This is a genomic window from Frigoribacterium faeni, assembly GCF_007988805.1.
Taxonomy (GTDB): domain Bacteria; phylum Actinomycetota; class Actinomycetes; order Actinomycetales; family Microbacteriaceae; genus Frigoribacterium; species Frigoribacterium faeni.
In genome coordinates, this window is the sequence record NZ_BJUV01000002.1 from 1 (window position 1) to 18,720 (window position 18,720).

General features: G+C 68.0%; 15 protein-coding genes. All 15 read left to right on the plus strand.

Annotation, left to right across the window (positions count from 1 at the left end; all coding sequences use genetic code 11):
- The first annotated feature begins 58 nt into the window (after nt 1-58).
- Entirely contained in the window at nt 59-367 is a 309-nt protein-coding gene (locus tag FFA01_RS01115) for a PTS lactose transporter subunit IIB (protein ID WP_146852123.1), read from the plus strand.
- A gap of 2 nt (nt 368-369) precedes the next feature.
- Complete coding sequence (locus FFA01_RS01120) at nt 370-840, plus strand: PTS mannitol transporter subunit IIA (protein ID WP_146852125.1); 471 nt, start codon at nt 370-372, stop codon at nt 838-840.
- A 101-nt stretch (nt 841-941) separates the two neighbouring features.
- Complete coding sequence (locus FFA01_RS01125; RefSeq protein WP_146852127.1) at nt 942-1,211, plus strand: HPr family phosphocarrier protein; 270 nt, start codon at nt 942-944, stop codon at nt 1,209-1,211.
- Nucleotides 1,212-1,353: 142 nt separating this feature from the next.
- On the plus strand, nt 1,354-3,045 hold the full coding sequence (locus tag FFA01_RS01130) for a DUF885 domain-containing protein (protein ID WP_146852129.1): 1,692 nt from the start codon (nt 1,354-1,356) through the stop codon (nt 3,043-3,045).
- A gap of 235 nt (nt 3,046-3,280) precedes the next feature.
- Nucleotides 3,281-4,729: a 30S ribosomal protein S1 gene (gene rpsA / locus FFA01_RS01135; RefSeq protein ID WP_146852131.1), complete on the plus strand. Its 1,449-nt coding sequence runs from the start codon at nt 3,281-3,283 to the stop codon at nt 4,727-4,729.
- A gap of 126 nt (nt 4,730-4,855) precedes the next feature.
- Complete coding sequence (gene coaE / locus FFA01_RS01140; protein ID WP_146852133.1) at nt 4,856-5,506, plus strand: dephospho-CoA kinase; 651 nt, start codon at nt 4,856-4,858, stop codon at nt 5,504-5,506.
- A gap of 10 nt (nt 5,507-5,516) precedes the next feature.
- Nucleotides 5,517-7,583, plus strand: a complete 2,067-nt coding sequence (gene uvrB / locus FFA01_RS01145) for an excinuclease ABC subunit UvrB (protein WP_146852135.1) — start codon at nt 5,517-5,519, stop codon at nt 7,581-7,583.
- On the plus strand, nt 7,573-8,475 hold the full coding sequence (locus tag FFA01_RS01150) for an SDR family NAD(P)-dependent oxidoreductase (RefSeq protein WP_146852137.1): 903 nt from the start codon (nt 7,573-7,575) through the stop codon (nt 8,473-8,475). The genes uvrB and FFA01_RS01150 overlap by 11 nt, the downstream gene beginning before the upstream one ends.
- Before the next feature lie 37 nt (nt 8,476-8,512).
- Complete coding sequence (uvrA, locus tag FFA01_RS01155; protein WP_146852139.1) at nt 8,513-11,467, plus strand: excinuclease ABC subunit UvrA; 2,955 nt, start codon at nt 8,513-8,515, stop codon at nt 11,465-11,467.
- Nucleotides 11,464-13,416, plus strand: a complete 1,953-nt coding sequence (gene uvrC, locus FFA01_RS01160; RefSeq protein ID WP_146852141.1) for an excinuclease ABC subunit UvrC — start codon at nt 11,464-11,466, stop codon at nt 13,414-13,416. Before uvrA ends, uvrC begins: the two co-directional genes overlap by 4 nt.
- 46 nt (nt 13,417-13,462) lie before the next feature.
- Complete coding sequence (rapZ, locus tag FFA01_RS01165) at nt 13,463-14,344, plus strand: RNase adapter RapZ (RefSeq protein ID WP_146852143.1); 882 nt, start codon at nt 13,463-13,465, stop codon at nt 14,342-14,344.
- A gap of 58 nt (nt 14,345-14,402) precedes the next feature.
- The gene (gene whiA, locus FFA01_RS01170) at nt 14,403-15,383 is read left to right on the plus strand and encodes a DNA-binding protein WhiA (RefSeq protein ID WP_146852145.1); all 981 of its coding nucleotides are present in this window, start codon (nt 14,403-14,405) and stop codon (nt 15,381-15,383) included.
- A 188-nt stretch (nt 15,384-15,571) separates the two neighbouring features.
- Nucleotides 15,572-16,576 (plus strand): type I glyceraldehyde-3-phosphate dehydrogenase, encoded by a 1,005-nt coding sequence (gene gap, locus FFA01_RS01175; protein WP_146852147.1) that lies wholly within the window; start codon nt 15,572-15,574, stop codon nt 16,574-16,576.
- An 80-nt stretch (nt 16,577-16,656) separates the two neighbouring features.
- Complete coding sequence (locus tag FFA01_RS01180; protein WP_146852149.1) at nt 16,657-17,868, plus strand: phosphoglycerate kinase; 1,212 nt, start codon at nt 16,657-16,659, stop codon at nt 17,866-17,868.
- A complete protein-coding gene (tpiA, locus tag FFA01_RS01185) occupies nt 17,862-18,650 on the plus strand; it encodes a triose-phosphate isomerase (RefSeq protein ID WP_146852151.1) in 789 nt (262 codons plus the stop codon). The genes FFA01_RS01180 and tpiA overlap by 7 nt, the downstream gene beginning before the upstream one ends.
- Nucleotides 18,651-18,720 lie beyond the last annotated feature (70 nt).

Below are 18,720 nucleotides of genomic sequence, written 5' to 3' on the forward strand. Positions count from 1 at the left end.
GGGGGGCGACCGACGGTCGCCCCCCGACCCACCCCGCCCCCGACACAAGGAGATCGACATGGCAACCCTCGACGGATCGAACATCAAGAAGCTCATCGTCGCGTGCGACGCGGGCATGGGCAGCAGCGTCATGCTGGCCTCGACGCTCAAGAAGCAGCTCAAGAAGAGCGGCGTCACCGTCGAGCACTCGCCGGTCGCCGAGATCCCCGCCGACGCCGACGTCGTCGTGACGCAGAACAACCTCGCCGAGCGTGCGCGCGGCGTGGTCCCCAACATCCCGGTCGTCCCGTTCCAGCTCTTCATGGGCGACCCCAACGTCGCCAAGGTCGTCAAGGCCATCCAGGACGGCTCGACGGTCGAGGTCTGACGATGGCCGACCAGCAAGCACCCGAGCTGACCGCGCTCCTCGCCGAGTCGTCCATCCGGCTCGACGAGAGCGCGGCGACTCGCGACGACGCCATCCGCGCGACCGGGCAGGCGCTCGTCGAGGCCGGCGCGATCGACGAGTCGTACATCGACGCGATGTTCGAACGCGAGAACTCGGTGTCCACGTACGTGGGCGAAGGGGTCGCCATCCCGCACGGCACGCTCGCCGGCAAGGACTCGGTCAAGGACGACGCCCTCGTCGTCCTCCGCTTCCCGACGCCCGTCGACTGGGACGGCAACGAGGTCTCCGTCACGGTCGGCATCGCGGCCAAGGGCAACGGCCACATCGCCATCCTCAGCCAGCTGGCCAGCATCCTGATGGACCCCGACAAGGCGGCCGCCCTCCGCGGAGCGACCACGACGGCCGAGGTCTACGACCTGCTCGCCTCGACCGACGAAGACGACGACGACTGACCAGACCGCCGTCGTCACGGCGTCGCATCACCCCTGAACACCGTCGCTCCCGTCGTGGAGGGACTCCCGACCACCATCGTGGTCTCGACCAAGGAGAAGAAATGCCCGAACGCACCGTCACCATCGCCTCGAGCGTCGGCCTGCACGCCCGCCCCGCCTCGCTCTTCAGCCAGGCCGCGAGCAAGACCGGCGCGAAGGTGACGCTCACGACCTCCGCGGGCAAGAGCGTCAACGCCGCGAGCATCCTCGGTGTGCTCTCGCTCGGCATCAACCACGGCGACGAGGTCGTCGTCGCGACCGACGGCGACAACGCCGAGGCCGCGCTCGACGAGCTGGCAGCCCTCCTCGAGACCGATCTCGACAAGGACTGACTCCGTCTCCTGCAGGCGCTCGAGGGCACCGGATCGACACCCGTCGACCCGGTGCCCTCGTCCGTGTGCGGGTCAGGGTCCGCAGGCGGGTCCGGCCGGGACCCCGAAGTCGGAGGTCGGAGGTCCGGTTTAGGCTCGACCCATGACCGACGAGACGCCCTCTGCTCCTGTCCGCCGCCCCACGACGATGGACGGCATCGCCGAACGGTGGGTGGACACCCTGGTCGACCTCGATCCGACGACGGCGACCTGGATCGGTCGCCCCGGGCGCACCTCCGAGTACGGCGACCTCTCTCCCGCCGGGCACGATCGCCACGCGAGCGAGGCTGCGGCGACCCTCCGAGAGGTGGACGACGCCCCGATCGTCGACGACGTGGACCGCGTCACGCGCGACGACCTCCGAAGCGAGCTCCGACTGGATCTCGAACACCACGCGTCCCGGCTGCACCTGCGCGACCTCAACGTCATCGCGTCGCCCGTGCAGGCGGTCCGCGAGGTCTTCGACCTGATGCCCGTCGCGACCGAAGCCGACTGGGCCGACGTCTCCGGCCGCCTGTCCCACGTCGGCGACGCGCTCGACGGCTACGTCGAGACGCTCCGAGCCGGTCTGGCCGAAGGAATCGTGCCTGCGCGGCGACAGGTCGAGAAGGTCGCCGTGCAGTGCGACCGGATCGGCGCTCCCGGCGGGTTCTTCAGCGACCTCGTCGAGGGGGCGGTCCTGGCCGACGGCAGTGCGCCTCCTCCCGGTCTCGCCGCGGACCTGGCGACCGGCGCCGCGTCGGCGTCCGCCGCCTATCTTCGGCTGCGCGACGTCCTCCGAGACGAGCTCCTTCCCCGGGCGGTCTCGGACGACGCCGTGGGGCGCGAGGCCTACGGCCTCCATTCCCGTCGCTTCCTCGGCGCCTCCGTCGACCTCGACGAGACCTACGAGTGGGGACTCGACGAGCTCGCCCGGATGACCGACGAGCAGGAGGCCATCGCGCGCTCCATCGAGCCCGGTGCGAGCGTCCGTCGCGCGATCGAGGTGCTCGACGCCGACCCGGCTCGTCGACTCGACGGCACCGATGCCCTGCGCGAGTGGATGCAGGCCCTCAGCGACCGCGCCGTCGACGAACTCGGACGAAGCCACTTCGACATCCCCGAGGAGGTGCGTCGACTCGAATGCCGCATCGCGCCCACCCGAGACGGCGGCATCTACTACACCAGTCCGAGCGACGACTTCTCGCGTCCCGGCCGCATGTGGTGGTCCGTGCCCGAGGGAGTCACCCGGTTCGGGACGTGGCGTGAGACGACCACGGTCTACCACGAGGGTGTTCCCGGGCACCACCTCCAGCTCGGCATGGCCGTGCACAACCGGGCGACCTTGAACACGTGGCGACGCCAGCTGGCCGGTACCTCGGGCCACGCCGAGGGATGGGCTCTGTACGCGGAGCGGCTGATGGACGAGCTCGGCTACCTCGACGACCCCGGAGACCGTCTCGGCATGCTCGACGGCCAGCGGATGCGGGCCGCCCGGGTCGTCCTCGACATCGGCGTGCACCTCGGCAAGCCGTTCCCCGGGGGCGGAGGGGCCTGGAACGCGGAGAACGCCCTCGCGTTCATGCGCGAGAACGTCAACATGGACGACGAGTTCGTCGTCTTCGAGGTCGACCGCTATCTCGGTTGGCCCGGACAGGCCCCGTCCTACAAGGTCGGGCAGCGCATCTGGGAGGATCTCCGCGCCGAGCGGCAGCGCCGGGACGGAGCCGACTTCGACATGCGACGCTTCCATCGCGACGCCCTCCGGCTCGGAGGAGTCGGTCTCGACACCCTGCGGCGCGCACTGCTCGCCTGAGACGGCGGCCGGCCTCCGGGTGGACGCTCGGGCGACGCCGCCCGCTCATCGAGACGCGGCGGCCGGACTCGTACGACACAGCCTCGAAGGCCGTTGCCGGTGGACCGGCGCGCGGTTATGATGTCTTTGCGCTATCTGCGTCACTTTTCCCGCACGCTGCGGTCGACTCCCCGCTCGAACACCGTTCGACGGATGACCGCGGCCCGATTCATGCTTTCACTGGAGCACTAACTACATGACAACCGTAACGACCAAGGCACCCAAGCAGGTCGCCATCAACGACATCGGATCCGCTGATGACTTCCTGGCCGCGGTCGAAAAGACCCTGAAGTTCTTCAACGACGGCGACCTCATCGAAGGGACCGTCGTGAAGATCGACCGCGACGAGGTCCTCCTCGACGTCGGATACAAGACCGAGGGCGTCATCCCCTCGCGCGAGCTCTCGATCAAGCACGACGTCGACCCCACCGAGGTCGTCGAGGTCGGCGACACCGTCGAGGCCCTCGTTCTCCAGAAGGAGGACAAGGAAGGCCGTCTGATCCTGTCGAAGAAGCGCGCTCAGTACGAGCGCGCATGGGGCGACGTCGAGAAGATCAAGGACGCCGACGGCGTCGTCACCGGAACGGTCATCGAGGTCGTCAAGGGCGGTCTCATCGTCGACATCGGACTCCGTGGCTTCCTCCCCGCGTCGCTCATCGAGCTCCGTCGCGTGCGCGACCTCACGCCGTACCTCGGCCAGGAGATCGAGGCGAAGATCCTCGAGCTCGACAAGAACCGCAACAACGTGGTCCTGTCGCGTCGCGCCCTCCTCGAGCAGACCCAGTCCGAGAGCCGCACCACCTTCCTCAACAACCTGCACAAGGGCCAGGTCCGCAAGGGCGTCGTCTCCTCGATCGTCAACTTCGGTGCGTTCGTCGACCTGGGCGGCGTCGACGGTCTGGTCCACGTCTCCGAGCTCAGCTGGAAGCACATCGAGCACGCCAGCGAGGTCGTCGAGGTCGGTCAGGAAGTCACCGTCGAGATCCTCGAGGTCGACCTCGACCGTGAGCGCGTGTCGCTCTCGCTCAAGGCCACCCAGGAGGACCCGTGGCAGGTCTTCGCCCGCACGCACGCGATCGGTCAGGTCGCTCCGGGCAAGGTCACCAAGCTGGTCCCGTTCGGTGCGTTCGTCCGTGTCGCCGACGGCATCGAGGGCCTCGTGCACATCTCGGAGCTCTCGGCCAAGCACGTCGAGCTCGCCGAGCAGGTCGTCGCCGTCGGCGACGAGGTGTTCGTCAAGGTCATCGACATCGACCTCGACCGTCGCCGCATCTCGCTGAGCCTCAAGCAGGCCAACGAGGGTGTCGACCCCGAGGGCACCGAGTTCGACCCCGCGCTCTACGGCATGCTCACCGAGTACGACGACCAGGGGAACTACAAGTACCCCGAGGGCTTCGACCCGGAGACCAACGAATGGCGCGAGGGCTTCGACTCGCAGCGCGAGAAGTGGGAGCAGGACTACGCTGCCGCCCAGGCTCGCTGGGAAGCACACAAGAAGCAGGTCGCCGCTTCGCTCGCCGAGGAGACCACCTTCGACGTGCCCACCGGTTCCTCCTTCTCGAACGAGTCCGCCTCGGGCGCCGGCACCCTCGCCGACGACGAGTCGCTCGCCGCTCTCCGCGAGAAGCTCTCCAGCAGCAACTGAGTCGGTGACGCCTCGCGCGTCACGACCATCCGACAGGCGGTTCCCCGAAGGGGGAGCCGCCTGTCGGCGTCTGGCCCCGTGGTCGTCCCGGCCGCACCCACGCGCGCGTGGGGGTACGCTCGTCGGATGTTCGTCTGTGGTCTCACCGGAGGCATCGCGGCCGGGAAGAGCACCGTCTCCACTCGCCTCGCCGAACGCGGAGCAGCCGTCGTCGACGCCGACCGTCTCGCTCGCGAGGTGGTGGAACCGGGCACACCCGGGCTCTCCGCCGTGGTGGCACGATTCGGAGTCGGCGTGCTGACGAGCGACGGAGTCCTCGACCGTGCAGCGCTCGGAGCGATCGTCTTCGCCGATGCCTCGGCCCGTGCCGACCTCGAGGGCATCATCCATCCTGCGGTGCGAGAACTCTCCGCAGCACGCATGACCGAGGCGGTCCGCGACGACCCCGCGCGCGTCGTCGTGTACGACGTCCCGTTGCTCGTCGAGTCGAGGGGTGCGGGGGAGTTCGACGTCGTGGCGGTCGTGCACGCTCCGAGGGAGGAGCGGCTCCGACGGTTGATCCGCTTCCGGGGGATGGCCGAAGACGAGGCCGGACGCCGCATCGACGCGCAGGCGGACGATGCCACCCGTCTGGCCGCGGCCGATCTCGTCGTCGACGCCTCGGGCACCCTCGACGAGACGCGTGCCCACGCCGACGAGCTCTACGAGCGCCTGCGTTCGCTGTCAGCGGCGAAGGCGGACGTCCGCCTTGGGCCGGGTGTCAGTGGTCGCTCGTAAACTCGAGAGCATGGAACCAACCCGCAGTGTTCGCCCCTTCGAAGTCGTGAGCGAATACGAGCCCAGCGGTGATCAGCCCGCCGCCATCGCCGAACTCGCCGGGCGCATCAACGCCGGCGAGACCGACGTGGTCCTCCTCGGAGCGACCGGAACAGGCAAGTCGGCGACGACCGCGTGGCTCGTCGAGCAGGTGCAGCGCCCGACCCTCGTGCTCGCCCACAACAAGACCCTCGCCGCGCAGCTGGCGAACGAGTTCCGCGAGATGTTCCCGCACAACGCCGTCGAGTACTTCGTCTCGTACTACGACTACTACCAGCCGGAGGCGTACGTGCCTCAGACCGACACCTTCATCGAGAAGGACAGCTCGATCAACGCCGAGGTCGAACGGCTGCGGCACTCGACGACGAACTCCCTCCTCAGCCGGCGTGACGTCATCGTCGTCTCGACCGTCTCGTGCATCTACGGGCTCGGAACGCCGGAGGGCTACCTCGAGGCGATGATCGCGCTCCAGGTCGGCCAGAGGATCGACCGCGAGACCCTCATCCGGCGCTTCGTGTCGATGCAGTACCAGCGCAACGACATCGACTTCTCGCGCGGCAACTTCCGGGTCCGAGGAGACACGATCGAGATCATCCCGATGTACGAGGAGCTGGCGATCCGCATCGAGATGTTCGGTGACGAGGTCGAGGCGCTCTACGCGCTGCACCCTCTGACGGGCGACGTCGTCAAGACCCTCGACGCGGTCTCGGTGTTCCCCGGCTCGCACTACGTCGCCGGCACCGACGTGATGCACCGCGCGATCGGCACCATCAAGAACGAGCTCGCCGACCGCCTCGGCGAGCTCGACAAGCAGGGCAAGCTCCTCGAATCCCAGCGACTGCGGATGCGCACGACCTTCGACCTCGAGATGATGGAGCAGATCGGCTTCTGCAACGGCATCGAGAACTACTCGGCGCACATCGACGGCCGCTCTCCCGGCGAGGCACCGCATTGCCTCCTCGACTACTTCCCCGACGATCTCCTGGTCGTCATCGACGAGTCGCACGTCACCGTGCCGCAGATCGGGGCGATGTACGAGGGCGACGCCTCCCGCAAGCGAACCCTCGTCGACCACGGTTTCCGGCTTCCGAGCGCCCTCGACAACCGGCCGCTGAAGTTCGAGGAGTTCCTCGACCGGGTGGGTCAGAAGGTCTACCTGTCGGCCACTCCCGGGAAGTACGAGCTCGGCATTACCGACAGCGTCGTCGAGCAGATCATCCGCCCGACGGGCCTCATCGACCCCGAGATCGTCATCAAGCCGTCCGAGGGTCAGATCGACGATCTGCTCGACGAGATCCGCACACGGAGCGAGCGCGACGAACGCGTCCTCGTGACGACGCTGACCAAGAAGATGGCGGAGGAGCTCACCGACTTCCTCACCGAGGCGGGGGTCAGGGTCCGCTACCTGCACTCCGACGTCGACACCCTGCGACGGGTCGAGCTCCTGACGGAGCTCCGTCAGGGCGTCTACGACGTGCTCGTCGGCATCAACCTCCTCCGAGAGGGCCTCGACCTGCCGGAGGTCTCCCTGGTCGCCATCCTCGATGCGGACAAGGAGGGCTTCCTGCGGTCGTCGACGTCCCTCATCCAGACCATCGGGCGTGCCGCCCGGAACGTCTCGGGCCAGGTCCACATGTACGCGGACAAGATGACCGACTCGATGCGACAGGCGCTCGACGAGACGGATCGCCGTCGCGAGAAGCAGATCGCCTACAACCTCGAACGCGGCATCGACCCGCAGCCCCTGCGCAAGAAGATCGCCGACATCACGGAGGCCCTCGCGCGCGAAGGCGCCGACACGGCCGCGCTGCTCGCCGGGCGCGACGGCAAGAAGCGCGCGCCGACCCCCAACCTGAAGCGGGAGGGGCTCGCGGCCGGCGCCGCCAACGGCCTCGAGTCGATCATCGCCGACCTGAACGAGCAGATGCTCCAGGCGGCGGCGGAGCTCAAGTTCGAGCTCGCCGGGCGGCTCCGCGACGAAGTGGCCGATCTCAAGAAGGACCTCCGTCAGATGGAAGCAGCCGGCCATGTCCGTTGATCGCCGACGCGTCGTCATCACCGGCGCGACCGCGGGCCTGGGCTATTTCGCCGCGGAGAGGCTCGCCTCGCAGGGGCACAAGGTCGTCCTGGCGGCGCGAGACGGCGAACGCGCGGTCCGGGCGGTGGACACGATCATCGAGCGCGTGCCGGGAGCGGACCTCGAGACCGTCGAACTCGATCTCGCCGACCTCTCCTCGATCCGCTCCGGTGCCGCGGCGATCGCCGCCGGGGGAGCGGTCGACGTCCTGCTCGCCAACGCGGGAGTCGTCGGGTCGAAACGCCGGCAGACGACCGCAGACGGATTCGAGTCGCAGTTCGGGACGAACCATCTGGGTCACTTCGCCCTCGTCTCGCACCTCATGCCGGCCATCCGGTCCTCGACGGCCGGGCGCATCGTCCACCTCGGGAGCATCAGCCATCGATGGGTCCGACTCGACCTCGACGACCCGATGATGCTGTCGAGCTACTCGAGCTACGTCGCTTACGCCCGCTCGAAGCTCGCGGTCATGTCCTTCGGCTTCGAGCTCGACCGGCGCCTCCGCGAGTCCGGTTCCCCGGTCGTCAGCGTCGTCGCCCACCCCGGGTTCGCGTGGGAGTCCCTCAGCGACCCCCGGCCGCCTGTCGTCGTGCCTCGACGTCCTCCGGCCGTCGTCACCTCGGCCATGCATACGTTCTCCCAGGGCAAGGAAGTCGGCGCCGAGCCGCTCGTGCACGCGGCTACGGCCGAGGGGGTCCGAGGCGGGGAATACTGGGGACCGGCCGGCTGGTTCCAGCTCACCGGTGGTCCTGCCCTGGTGACGGCGCAGAAACACGCCCACGACACCGACACCGCCAGCCGCCTCTGGTCCGAATCGGCCCGACTCACCTCCACCCAGCCCGCCCTCCTCTGAGCAGACGGCCGCCTCGAATGTCGGTGGCCTCGATAGAATGGTAAGAGTGTCAATCTCTCCCGTAGACGGTGTCCCGAAACTCAGTGTTCGAGGGGCCCGAGTCCACAATCTCCACAACGTCGACCTCGAGATCCCTCGTGACTCCCTGGTCGTCTTCACCGGGCTCTCGGGCTCCGGCAAGTCGTCTCTGGCCTTCGACACGATCTTCGCCGAGGGTCAGCGTCGCTACGTCGAGTCGCTCTCGGCGTACGCCCGGCAGTTCCTCGGCCAGGTGGACCGGCCCGACGTGGACTTCATCGAGGGGTTGAGCCCAGCGGTCTCGATCGACCAGAAGTCCACGAACCGCAATCCCCGATCCACCGTCGGAACGATCACCGAGATCTACGACTACATGCGTCTCCTCTGGGCTCGCATCGGCATCCCGCACTGCGCCGTCTGCGGCGAGAAGATCAGCCGGCAGACCGTCCAGCAGATCGCCGACCAGCTCATGACACTCGACGAGGGCACGCGCTATCAGGTCCTCAGCCCCGTCGTGTCGCAGAAGAAGGGCGAGTTCGTCGATCTGTTCGCCGAGCTCGCCTCGTCGGGCTACTCCCGTGCGATCGTCGACGGTGAGCAGATCCAGCTCAGCGCACCTCCGAAGCTCAAGAAGCAGGTCAAGCACGACATCTCCGTCGTCGTCGACCGTCTGGTCTCGTCGCCGTCCGGCCTGACCCGGCTCACCGACTCCCTCGAGACCGCCCTCCGCCTGACGGACGGTCTCGTGACCATCGACTTCGTGGACACCGACGCGGGCGCCGCGGGCAAGTACCGTACGTTCTCCGAGAAGCTCTCGTGCCCGAACGGCCACCCGGTCCAGCTGACCGAGATCGAACCCCGCACGTTCTCCTTCAACGCCCCGTTCGGAGCCTGCCCGGAATGCTCCGGCCTCGGGACACGGATGTCCGTCGACACCGACCTCGTCCTGGGCGACCCCGAGCTCAGCCTCGCCGAGGGCGTCATCCTGCCCTGGACCAATTCCGGCAAGGGGCTGTACAACTACTTCCAGAAGCTCCTCGAGGGTCTCGCCGTCGATCTCGACTTCAGCCTGAAGACCCCGTGGGCGGACCTCCCCGAGAGGATCCAGACCGCGGTGCTGCACGGGAACGACTTCGAGGTCACGGTGAAGTGGAAGAACCGCTTCGGTCGCGAGATGAAGTACTCGACCGGCTTCGAGGGCGTCATGCCCTACATCGAACGCAAATACGCCGAGGCCGAGAGCGACAGCCAACGGCAGCGCTATTCCGAGTACCTCCGCGAGATCCCGTGCTCGGTCTGCGGCGGCAAGCGACTCAAGCCCGAGGTCCTGGCCGTCACGGTGGCCGACCACAACATCGCGGACGTCTCCGAACTCAGCCTCTCCGACGCCTTCGAGTTCATGAACGGGCTCTCGCTGACCACTCGCGAGGCCCGCATCGCCGCTCAGGTCCTCCGTGAGATCCGCGTCCGACTCGAGTTCCTCCTCGAGGTGGGGCTCACCTACCTCTCCCTGGCTCGAGCGGCGGGATCCCTGTCCGGCGGCGAGGCCCAACGCATCAGGCTCGCCACTCAGATCGGCTCCGGTCTGACGGGCGTGCTCTACGTCCTCGACGAACCGAGCATCGGTCTCCATCAACGAGACAACCGCCGCCTGATCGACACCCTGGTCAAGCTCAAGAACCTCGGCAACACCCTCATCGTGGTGGAGCACGACGAGGACACGATCAAGACGGCCGACTGGATCGTCGACATCGGGCCGGGCGCCGGCGTCAACGGCGGCACGGTCGTCCACTCCGGCGGCTACGAGGAGCTCCTCGCCAACACGGAGTCGTACACCGGCGACTACCTCGCCGGTCGACGCTCGATCGAGACGCCGACCAAGCGTCGCCCCATCGACAAGAAGCGCATGATCTCGGTCGTCGGGGCGAAGGCGAACAACCTCCGCGACGTCACCGTCGACTTCCCCCTCGGCGCCTTCGTCGCGGTGACCGGTGTCAGCGGATCGGGCAAGTCGTCGTTGGTGAACGACATCCTGTACAAGGTGCTGGCCAACAAGCTGAACGGCGCTCGGCAGATCCCGGGAAAGCACCTCCGGGTGACCGGACTCGACAACCTCGACAAGGTCGTCCATGTCGACCAGGCGCCCATCGGTCGGACACCCCGATCGAACCCGGCCACGTACACGGGTGTCTTCGACCGCATCCGCAATCTCTTCGCCGAGACGGTCGAGGCCAAGGCGCGGGGCTACCTGCCCGGACGATTCAGCTTCAACGTCAAGGGCGGCCGCTGCGAGAACTGCGCCGGCGACGGCACGATCAAGATCGAGATGAACTTCCTGCCCGACGTGTACGTCGCCTGCGAGGTGTGCGGAGGGGCACGGTACAACCGGGACACTCTCGCCGTCCACTACAAGGGCAAGAACATCTCCGAGGTGCTCGACATGCCGATCAGCGAGGCGGCCGAGTTCTTCGAGCCCATCTCGGCGATCTCGCGCTTCATGAAGACCCTCGTCGATGTCGGGCTCGGGTACGTGCGCCTCGGCCAGAGTGCGACGACCCTGTCCGGAGGCGAGGCGCAGCGGGTCAAGCTGGCCACCGAACTCCAGCGCCGCTCGAACGGACGCAGCATCTACGTCCTCGACGAACCGACGACGGGCCTGCACTTCGAAGACGTCCGCAAACTGCTCCTCGTGCTGAACGGACTCGTCGACAAGGGCAACACCGTCATCACGATCGAGCACAACCTGGACGTCATCAAGTCCGCCGACTGGCTGATCGACATGGGCCCCGAGGGTGGGGCCGGCGGCGGTTCCGTCATCGCAGCCGGTACCCCCGAGTTCCTCGCCGGCGTCCCCGGCAGCCACACGGGCGTCTTCCTGGCCGAGATGCTCGAGTCCGGTCATGGCTCGCGACCGACCACCACCTCCCCGAAGTCGTCTTCGCGACGCCGTCGGGAGGCCCTCGGGGCACGATGAGCAACACGGTCTCATGGCGCCCGAAGGCGGGGGAGATCCCGACCGATCCGGGCGTCTACCGGTGGCGAGACGAGCGCGGCCGCGTCCTGTACGTGGGCAAGGCCAAGAACCTCCGGGCTCGGCTCAGCAACTACTTCGCCCCCCTGCCCACGTTGCACGAGCGGACTCGTCGTATGGTGCTCAGCGCGAGCTCCGTGGAGTGGACGATCGTCGGCAGCGACATCGAAGCGCTGCAGCTCGAGTACACCTGGATCAAGGAGTTCGACCCGCCCTTCAACGTCAAGTTCCGGGACGACAAGACCTACCCCTTCATGGCCGTCACCCTGGGCGACGAGGCTCCCCGGGTCATGGTCACGCGCAATCCCCGCATCCGGGGAGCCAAGTACTTCGGGCCGTACCCGAAGATCTGGGCCGTGCACGACACCATCGATCTGATGATCAAGGTCTTCCCGATCCGGACGTGCTCCGACAGCAGCTACAAGAAGGCCATGCAGACCGGCAAGCCGTGCTTCCCCGGACAGATCGGGCGCTGCGGTGGTCCGTGCTCCGGCAAGGTCACCATCGAGGAGCACCGTCGCATCGTCGACGAGTTCGTCACCTTCATGGGCAGCTACGACAAGAAGGTCATCGGCGACTTCCAGAAGCAGATGAAGACCGCGGCCGTCGAGCAGCGGTACGAGGACGCCGCACGTCTGCGCGACCAGGTCCAGGCGCTCGAGGCCGTTCTCGACAAGTCCGCCGTCGTCCTGCGCGACTCGGTCGATCTCGACCTGTTCGCCCTCGCCGAGGACGAGCTCGCGGCGGCGGTCCAGCTGTTCACCGTGCGCGGAGGTCGTATCCGCGGGTCCCGGGGCTGGGTGGTCGACAAGGAGATCGACGTCACCACGGGCGAGCTCGTCGAGCAGATCCTGCAGGACAGCTACTCCTCCGGGGCCGAGCTGCCGCGCGAGATCGTCGTGACGGCCGTGCCGGACGACAATGATGCTCTCGAGAGCGTCCTCGGCGGACTCCGCGGCAGGGGCAAGGTGCAGATCCACACGGCGCAACGCGGCGACAAGGCGGCCCTGATGCAGACGGCCACCCTGAACGCCCAGCAGTCGCTCATGCTCTACAAGACCCGCAGGAGCGCCGACTTCGCGACTCGCTCGACGGCGCTGGCCGACATCCAGGAGGCGCTCGGAATGACCGAGGCGCCTCTCCGGATGGAGTGCTACGACGTCTCCCATCTCCAGGGGACGAACATCGTCGCCTCGATGGTGGTCTTCGAGGACGGCCTGCCTCGCAAAGACCAGTACCGCCGCTTCAGCATCCCCAGCTCGACCGACGACACCGAGTCGATCTACCAGACGCTGAGTCGGCGACTGGCTCGCCTCGACGACGAGCTCGCTCCGGTGGAGGAGGTCGGGGAGCAGCGCAAGCGGTTCGCCTACCGCCCGAACCTGCTCATCGTCGACGGCGGTCAGCCCCAGGTCGCCGCAGCGCGGCGGGCACTCGACGACGCCGGTGTCGAAGGCATCGCCCTGTGCGGCATCGCCAAGAGGCTCGAGGAGATCTGGCTGCCCGACGACGACTTCCCGGTCATCCTCCCGCGCAACTCCGATGCGCTGTTCCTCATCCAGAGGATCCGCGACGAGGCGCACCGTTTCGCGATCACGTTCCAACGCCAGCGGCGACGCCGGGACATCGCCTCCCAGCTCGCTGAGATACCGGGCCTCGGCCCATCGCGCGTGGCACGTCTGCTCAAGCACTTCGGATCGGTGAAGCGTCTCAAACAGGCCTCACCGGAGGAGATCTCCGCCGTACGGGGCATCGGACCGACCCTGGCCGCAGCGGTCAGCGAACGGCTCGGCACGGTCTCGGACGCCGCCGTGCAGGAGGACGCCGCTGACGCCGAGTCAGACGGCGAGACCGCCCGGCCCACCGCCGACGACTCGACGACACGCGTCTAGAATCGACCCACCACCCGACCCCCGCATCGATCGAAGGTCTGCGCTCATGAGCGACGCAAGCGAACAGCAAGAGGTCCTGATCGTCACCGGGATGTCCGGTGCGGGCCGCTCGACCGTGGGGAACGCCCTCGAGGATCTCGGCTGGTACGTGGTCGACAACCTCCCGGCCCAGATGCTGCGCCCGCTGCTGGATCTCGCCGAACGAGCCGGCGACTCCCTCCCCAAGATCGCCGCGGTCGTCGACGTGCGGGGCGGCAGGTTGTTCTCCGAGGCCCAGACGGCCGTGCGGACGCTTCGCGAGAGCATGCCGAGCAAGGTCCGCGTGCTGTTCCTCGACGCCACGGACGCCGTCCTCGTCCGGCGTTTCGAGCAGGTCCGGCGTCCGCACCCGCTCCAGGGAGACGGAACGCTCCTCGACGGCATCCTCGCCGAGCGGGCTCGCATGGAGGAGCTCCGGGAGACCAGCGACGTGATCGTCGACACGTCGGAGTTGAACATCCATCAGCTGGCCACCTCCATCACCGAGACCTTCGCGGAGTCGGAACGTCCGGGTGTGCAGGTGACGGTGCTGAGCTTCGGCTTCAAGTACGGCCTCCCGACGGACGCCGACATGGTCGGTGACGCCCGCTTCCTTCCCAACCCGTTCTGGGTCCCCGAGCTCCGAGCGCAGAACGGTCTGGACGAGCCCGTCACGTCGTACGTCATGGCGCAACAGGGCGCTCGTCGGTTCATCGAGGCGTTCGGTGCGGCTCTGGAGCCCGTGCTGGAGGGCTATCAGCGTGAGAACAAGAGACACGCTACGATCGCCATTGGCTGCACGGGCGGCAAGCATCGGTCGGTCACCCTCGTCGGTGAGCTGGCAGCGCATCTGCGCGAGCTCCGTGGTGTGGCCGTCAGCGTGAAGCATCGCGACCTCGGCCGGGAATGACCGAGACGAACGATCGTGCGCGCGTTCGCCGATCGAACCCGAGAGAAGGAATCCAGGTTTGGCTCAGACTGCCGACGTCAAAGAAGAACTCGCACAGGTCGAGGTGAGCCGGACGACCGTCCGCGCCGCCGAGGTCGCAACGATCCTGCGGTTCGCCGGCGGACTGCACGTCATCTCGGGTCGGATCGCCGTCGAAGCCGAGCTCGACAGCCCCGTCATCGCCCGGAGGGTGCGCAAGGACCTCGCCGAGCTCTACGGCGCCAGGAGCGACGTGTCGGTGATCGCCGCGTCGGGGATGCGTCGGACGAACCACTACCTCGTCCGGGTCCACGAGGCGGGCGAGACCCTCGCGCGTCAGACGGGTCTCATGGACCAACGGCGTCGCCCGGTCCGTGGTCTGCCGAACAGGCTGACGACCGGTTCTCGCGACGATCTGGCGGCCATCTGGCGAGGCGCCTTCCTCGCCCAGGGAACCCTCACGGACCCCGGCCGGTCCGCCTCGCTCGAGGTCGTGTGCCCCGGCAACGAGGCGGCGATGGCGCTCGTGGGAGCGGCCGGCCGCCTGGGCATCTCGGCCAAGGCCCGAGAGGTACGGGGCATCCACCGTGTCCTGATCCGCGACGGCGAGGCGATCAGCGCCATGCTGGCCGTCATGGGCGCCCACCGCTCGGTGGGCGAATGGGAGGAGATGCGGCAGCGCCGCGAGGTCCGGGCGACCGCGAACCGCCTCGTGAACTTCGACGACGCCAACCTCCGCCGTTCCGCCGAGGCGGCCGTCGCCGCCTGCGCCCGCGTCGAACGTGCGATGGAGCTCCTCGGAGACGACATCCCCGACCACCTGAAGTACGCGGGCGATCTCCGGCTGTCCCACCGAGATGCGAGCCTCGACGAACTCGGGCAGCACGCCGATCCGCCCATGACGAAGGACGCCGTCGCCGGACGCATCAGGAGGCTCCTGGCGATGGCCGACAAGAAGGCGTCCGATCTGGGTCTCCCGGGCACCGAGTCGAGCCTGCCCTCCGACCTCGAACTCGACTGACACGAAGGCGGCGCCCGCACCCACGACCCCCACGGGGACGGCACGGCTCCTCGGGTAACACGACTCCGTGCCTGGTAGTGTCGCGTACGGCTGCGCATCCCTCACCACCCCGGTTTCGGCTGCGTTCACGGGTCTGGTCGCCCACCCCCTCCACGCGTCCCCACGACGCCTGATCAACAGGAGTTTCCTTGACCGTCAAGATCGGCATCAACGGCTTCGGTCGTATCGGCCGCAACTACTTCCGTGCGGCGCTCGCCAAGGGCACCGACATCGAGATCGTCGCCGTCAACGACCTCACGGACAACGCCGCGCTGGCGCACCTCCTCAAGTTCGACTCGATCACGGGACGCCTCGACGCCACGGTCGAGCTCGACGGCGACTCGATCGTCGTCAACGGCAAGCCCATCAAGGTCCTGGCCGAGCGCGATCCCGCCAACCTCCCCTGGGGCGAGCTGGGCGTCGACATCGTGGTCGAGTCGACCGGCTTCTTCACCAAGGCCGAGGACGCTCGCAAGCACATCACCGCCGGCGCGAAGAAGGTCCTCATCTCGGCACCCGCCACGGGTGACGACGCCACGATCGTCCTCGGTGTCAACGAGGGCATCTACGACCCCGCGAAGCACGACATCATCTCGAACGCCTCGTGCACCACGAACAGCCTGGCACCCCTGATGAAGGTCTTCCTCGACAACTTCGGTGTCGAGCGTGGCCTCATGACCACCGTGCACGCGTACACGGCCGACCAGAACCTCCAGGACGGCCCTCACAAGGATCCGCGTCGTGCTCGCGCCGCCGCGCTCAACATCGTCCCGACCTCCACGGGTGCCGCCAAGGCCATCGGCCTCGTCATCCCCGAGCTCGCCGGCAAGCTCGACGGATACGCCCTCCGCGTCCCCGTGCCCACCGGTTCGATCACCGACGTGACCCTCGAGACCTCGACGCCCGTCACGGTCGAGCAGATCAACGCCGCCTACAAGGCCGCGGCCGAGGGCGAGCTCAAGGGCATCCTCGCCTACTCCGAGGACCCGCTGGTCTCGACCGACATCACGACGGACCCGCACTCGTCGATCTACGACTCGGGGCTCACCAAGGTCATCGGCAACCTGGTCAAGATCACCTCGTGGTACGACAACGAGTGGGGCTACTCGAACCGTCTGGTCGACCTCACGAAGTACGTGGCCGACCGCCTGTAGCGCACCGCGCTCCTCGCACCGAATCATCGAAGGCGGCCGGGCACCATGCCCGGCCGCCTTCGCCGAACGAAGAGAAGGTCATGACCCTGCGCACCCTCGAGTCCCTGGGCTCCCTCGCCGGCAGACGAGTCATCGTCCGCTGCGACCTCAATGTCCCCCTCAAGGGCTACCGGATCACCGACGACGGACGCGTGCGCGCCTCCCTCGAGACGCTCAACCTCCTGATCAACCAGGGAGCACGTGTGGTCGTCATCAGCCACCTCGGACGCCCCGACGGTCGGGTAGCACCCGAGTACAGCCTCCGTCCCGTCGCTCAGCGACTCAGCGAGCTGCTCGGCAAGAGCGTCGGGTTCGTCCCCGAGACCGTCGGCGACGAGGCCACGGCCGCCGTCGCAGCCCTCTCCGACGGGCAGATCACGGTCCTCGAGAACCTGCGGTTCTCGGCGGCCGAGACCTCTAAGGACGCCGCGGAGCGCCGGAGCTTCGCCGAGCGGATCGCCGCACTCGGCGACGTCTTCGTGTCGGACGGCTTCGGAGTCGTCCACCGTGAGCAGGCGAGCGTGTTCGAGCTCCCGCAGCTGCTCCCCAGCGCGGCGGGCACCCTCATCTCGACCGAGCTCGAGGTCCTGGAGAAGCTCACGACCGACCCCGCACGCCCCTACACGGTCGTGCTGGGCGGCTCGAAGGTGTCCGACAAGCTCGGCGTCATCGAGCACCTCCTGCCCCGGGTCGACAACCTGCTCGTGGGCGGCGGCATGCTCTTCACCTTCCTCGCCGCACAGGGCCATGCCGTCGGCAAGAGCCTTCTCGAAGCAGACCAGATCGACCGGGTCCGCGGATATCTCGCCGACGCCGAGAAGCGAGGCGTCAACCTCGTCCTCCCGGTCGACGTCGAGATCGCCTCCGCCTTCGACGGCGACGCCGACCACACGACGGTCGCGATCGACGGCATCGAGACATCGCCCCTCGGCACCGACGCGCTCGGGCTCGACATCGGCCCCGAGACCTCGGCACGCTTCGCCGAGATCGTCCTCGGCTCGTCGACGGTGTTCTGGAACGGCCCCATGGGCGTCTTCGAGTTCGACGCCTTCGCCCACGGGACCAAGGCCGTCGCCGAGGCCCTCACCCAGGTGGACGGTCTCGGCGTCGTCGGAGGCGGGGACTCCGCCGCCGCCGTCCGCGCTCTCGGCTTCTCCGACGACCAGTTCGGACACATCTCCACCGGTGGTGGGGCCAGCCTCGAATTCCTCGAGGGCAAACGACTCCCCGGACTGGAGGTCCTCGGATGGTGACCGCACGCACGCCCCTCATCGCCGGCAACTGGAAGATGAACCTCGACCACCTGCAGTCGATCGCGTTCGTCCAGAAGCTCGCCTGGAGCCTCAAGGACGCCAAGCACGACTACAGCGCCGTCGAGGCCGTCGTCTTCCCGCCCTTCACGGATCTCCGTTCCGTACAGACCCTCCTGGACGCCGACAAGCTGCAACTCGGACTCGGCGCGCAAGACCTGTCGGCTCACGATTCAGGGGCCTACACGGGTGAGATCTCGGGCGCCTTCCTGGCCAAGCTCGACGTGACCTACGTCATCGTCGGCCACTCGGAACGCCGCACGCTGCACGCCGAAGACGACGAGGTCGTGGCGGCCAAGGTCGCCGCAGCCCATCGCAGCGGGCTCGTGCCCGTCGTCTGCGTCGGCGAGACGGCCGCCGACCTGGAGGAGCACGGACCGAGCGCCGTCCCCGTGGCGCAGCTCAAGGCGGCTCTGGCCCAGACACCGGCCGGCGCCGACATCGTCGTGGCCTACGAGCCGGTCTGGGCGATCGGCTCCGGTACCGCCGCGACGGCCGAGCAGGCCGAGCAGGTCTGCGCGGCACTGCGCGACGCACTCCGCGAGGTGCACGGCGCCGAATCGGCCGGTGCGACGCGGATCCTCTACGGCGGATCGGTGAAGGCCTCGAACATCGCAGCCTTCATGCGCGAGCCGAACGTCGACGGAGCCCTCGTCGGCGGAGCGAGCCTCGACGTCGACGGCTTCGCGAGCATCGTGCGGTTCCCGTCGCACGTCGGGGTCTGACCCTCACCCTTCGTCCCTCACCCGTCGGCGCTCCTCCCGGTTCGCCCGCGGGTGAGGCCGTGGATGCGAC

What these genes read in the sequence shown, in the direction of transcription:
- FFA01_RS01115 (WP_146852123.1), top strand. Translation starts at nt 59, where the DNA reads ATGGCAACCCTCGACGGATCGAACATCAAGAAGCTCATCGTCGCGTGC.
- FFA01_RS01120 (WP_146852125.1), top strand. Translation starts at nt 370, where the DNA reads ATGGCCGACCAGCAAGCACCCGAGCTGACCGCGCTCCTCGCCGAGTCG.
- FFA01_RS01125 (WP_146852127.1), top strand. Translation starts at nt 942, where the DNA reads ATGCCCGAACGCACCGTCACCATCGCCTCGAGCGTCGGCCTGCACGCC.
- FFA01_RS01130 (WP_146852129.1), top strand. Translation starts at nt 1,354, where the DNA reads ATGACCGACGAGACGCCCTCTGCTCCTGTCCGCCGCCCCACGACGATG.
- rpsA (WP_146852131.1), top strand. Translation starts at nt 3,281, where the DNA reads ATGACAACCGTAACGACCAAGGCACCCAAGCAGGTCGCCATCAACGAC.
- coaE (WP_146852133.1), top strand. Translation starts at nt 4,856, where the DNA reads ATGTTCGTCTGTGGTCTCACCGGAGGCATCGCGGCCGGGAAGAGCACC.
- uvrB (WP_146852135.1), top strand. Translation starts at nt 5,517, where the DNA reads ATGGAACCAACCCGCAGTGTTCGCCCCTTCGAAGTCGTGAGCGAATAC.
- FFA01_RS01150 (WP_146852137.1), top strand. Translation starts at nt 7,573, where the DNA reads ATGTCCGTTGATCGCCGACGCGTCGTCATCACCGGCGCGACCGCGGGC.
- uvrA (WP_146852139.1), top strand. Translation starts at nt 8,513, where the DNA reads ATGGTAAGAGTGTCAATCTCTCCCGTAGACGGTGTCCCGAAACTCAGT.
- uvrC (WP_146852141.1), top strand. Translation starts at nt 11,464, where the DNA reads ATGAGCAACACGGTCTCATGGCGCCCGAAGGCGGGGGAGATCCCGACC.
- rapZ (WP_146852143.1), top strand. Translation starts at nt 13,463, where the DNA reads ATGAGCGACGCAAGCGAACAGCAAGAGGTCCTGATCGTCACCGGGATG.
- FFA01_RS01180 (WP_146852149.1), top strand. Translation starts at nt 16,657, where the DNA reads ATGACCCTGCGCACCCTCGAGTCCCTGGGCTCCCTCGCCGGCAGACGA.
- tpiA (WP_146852151.1), top strand. Translation starts at nt 17,862, where the DNA reads ATGGTGACCGCACGCACGCCCCTCATCGCCGGCAACTGGAAGATGAAC.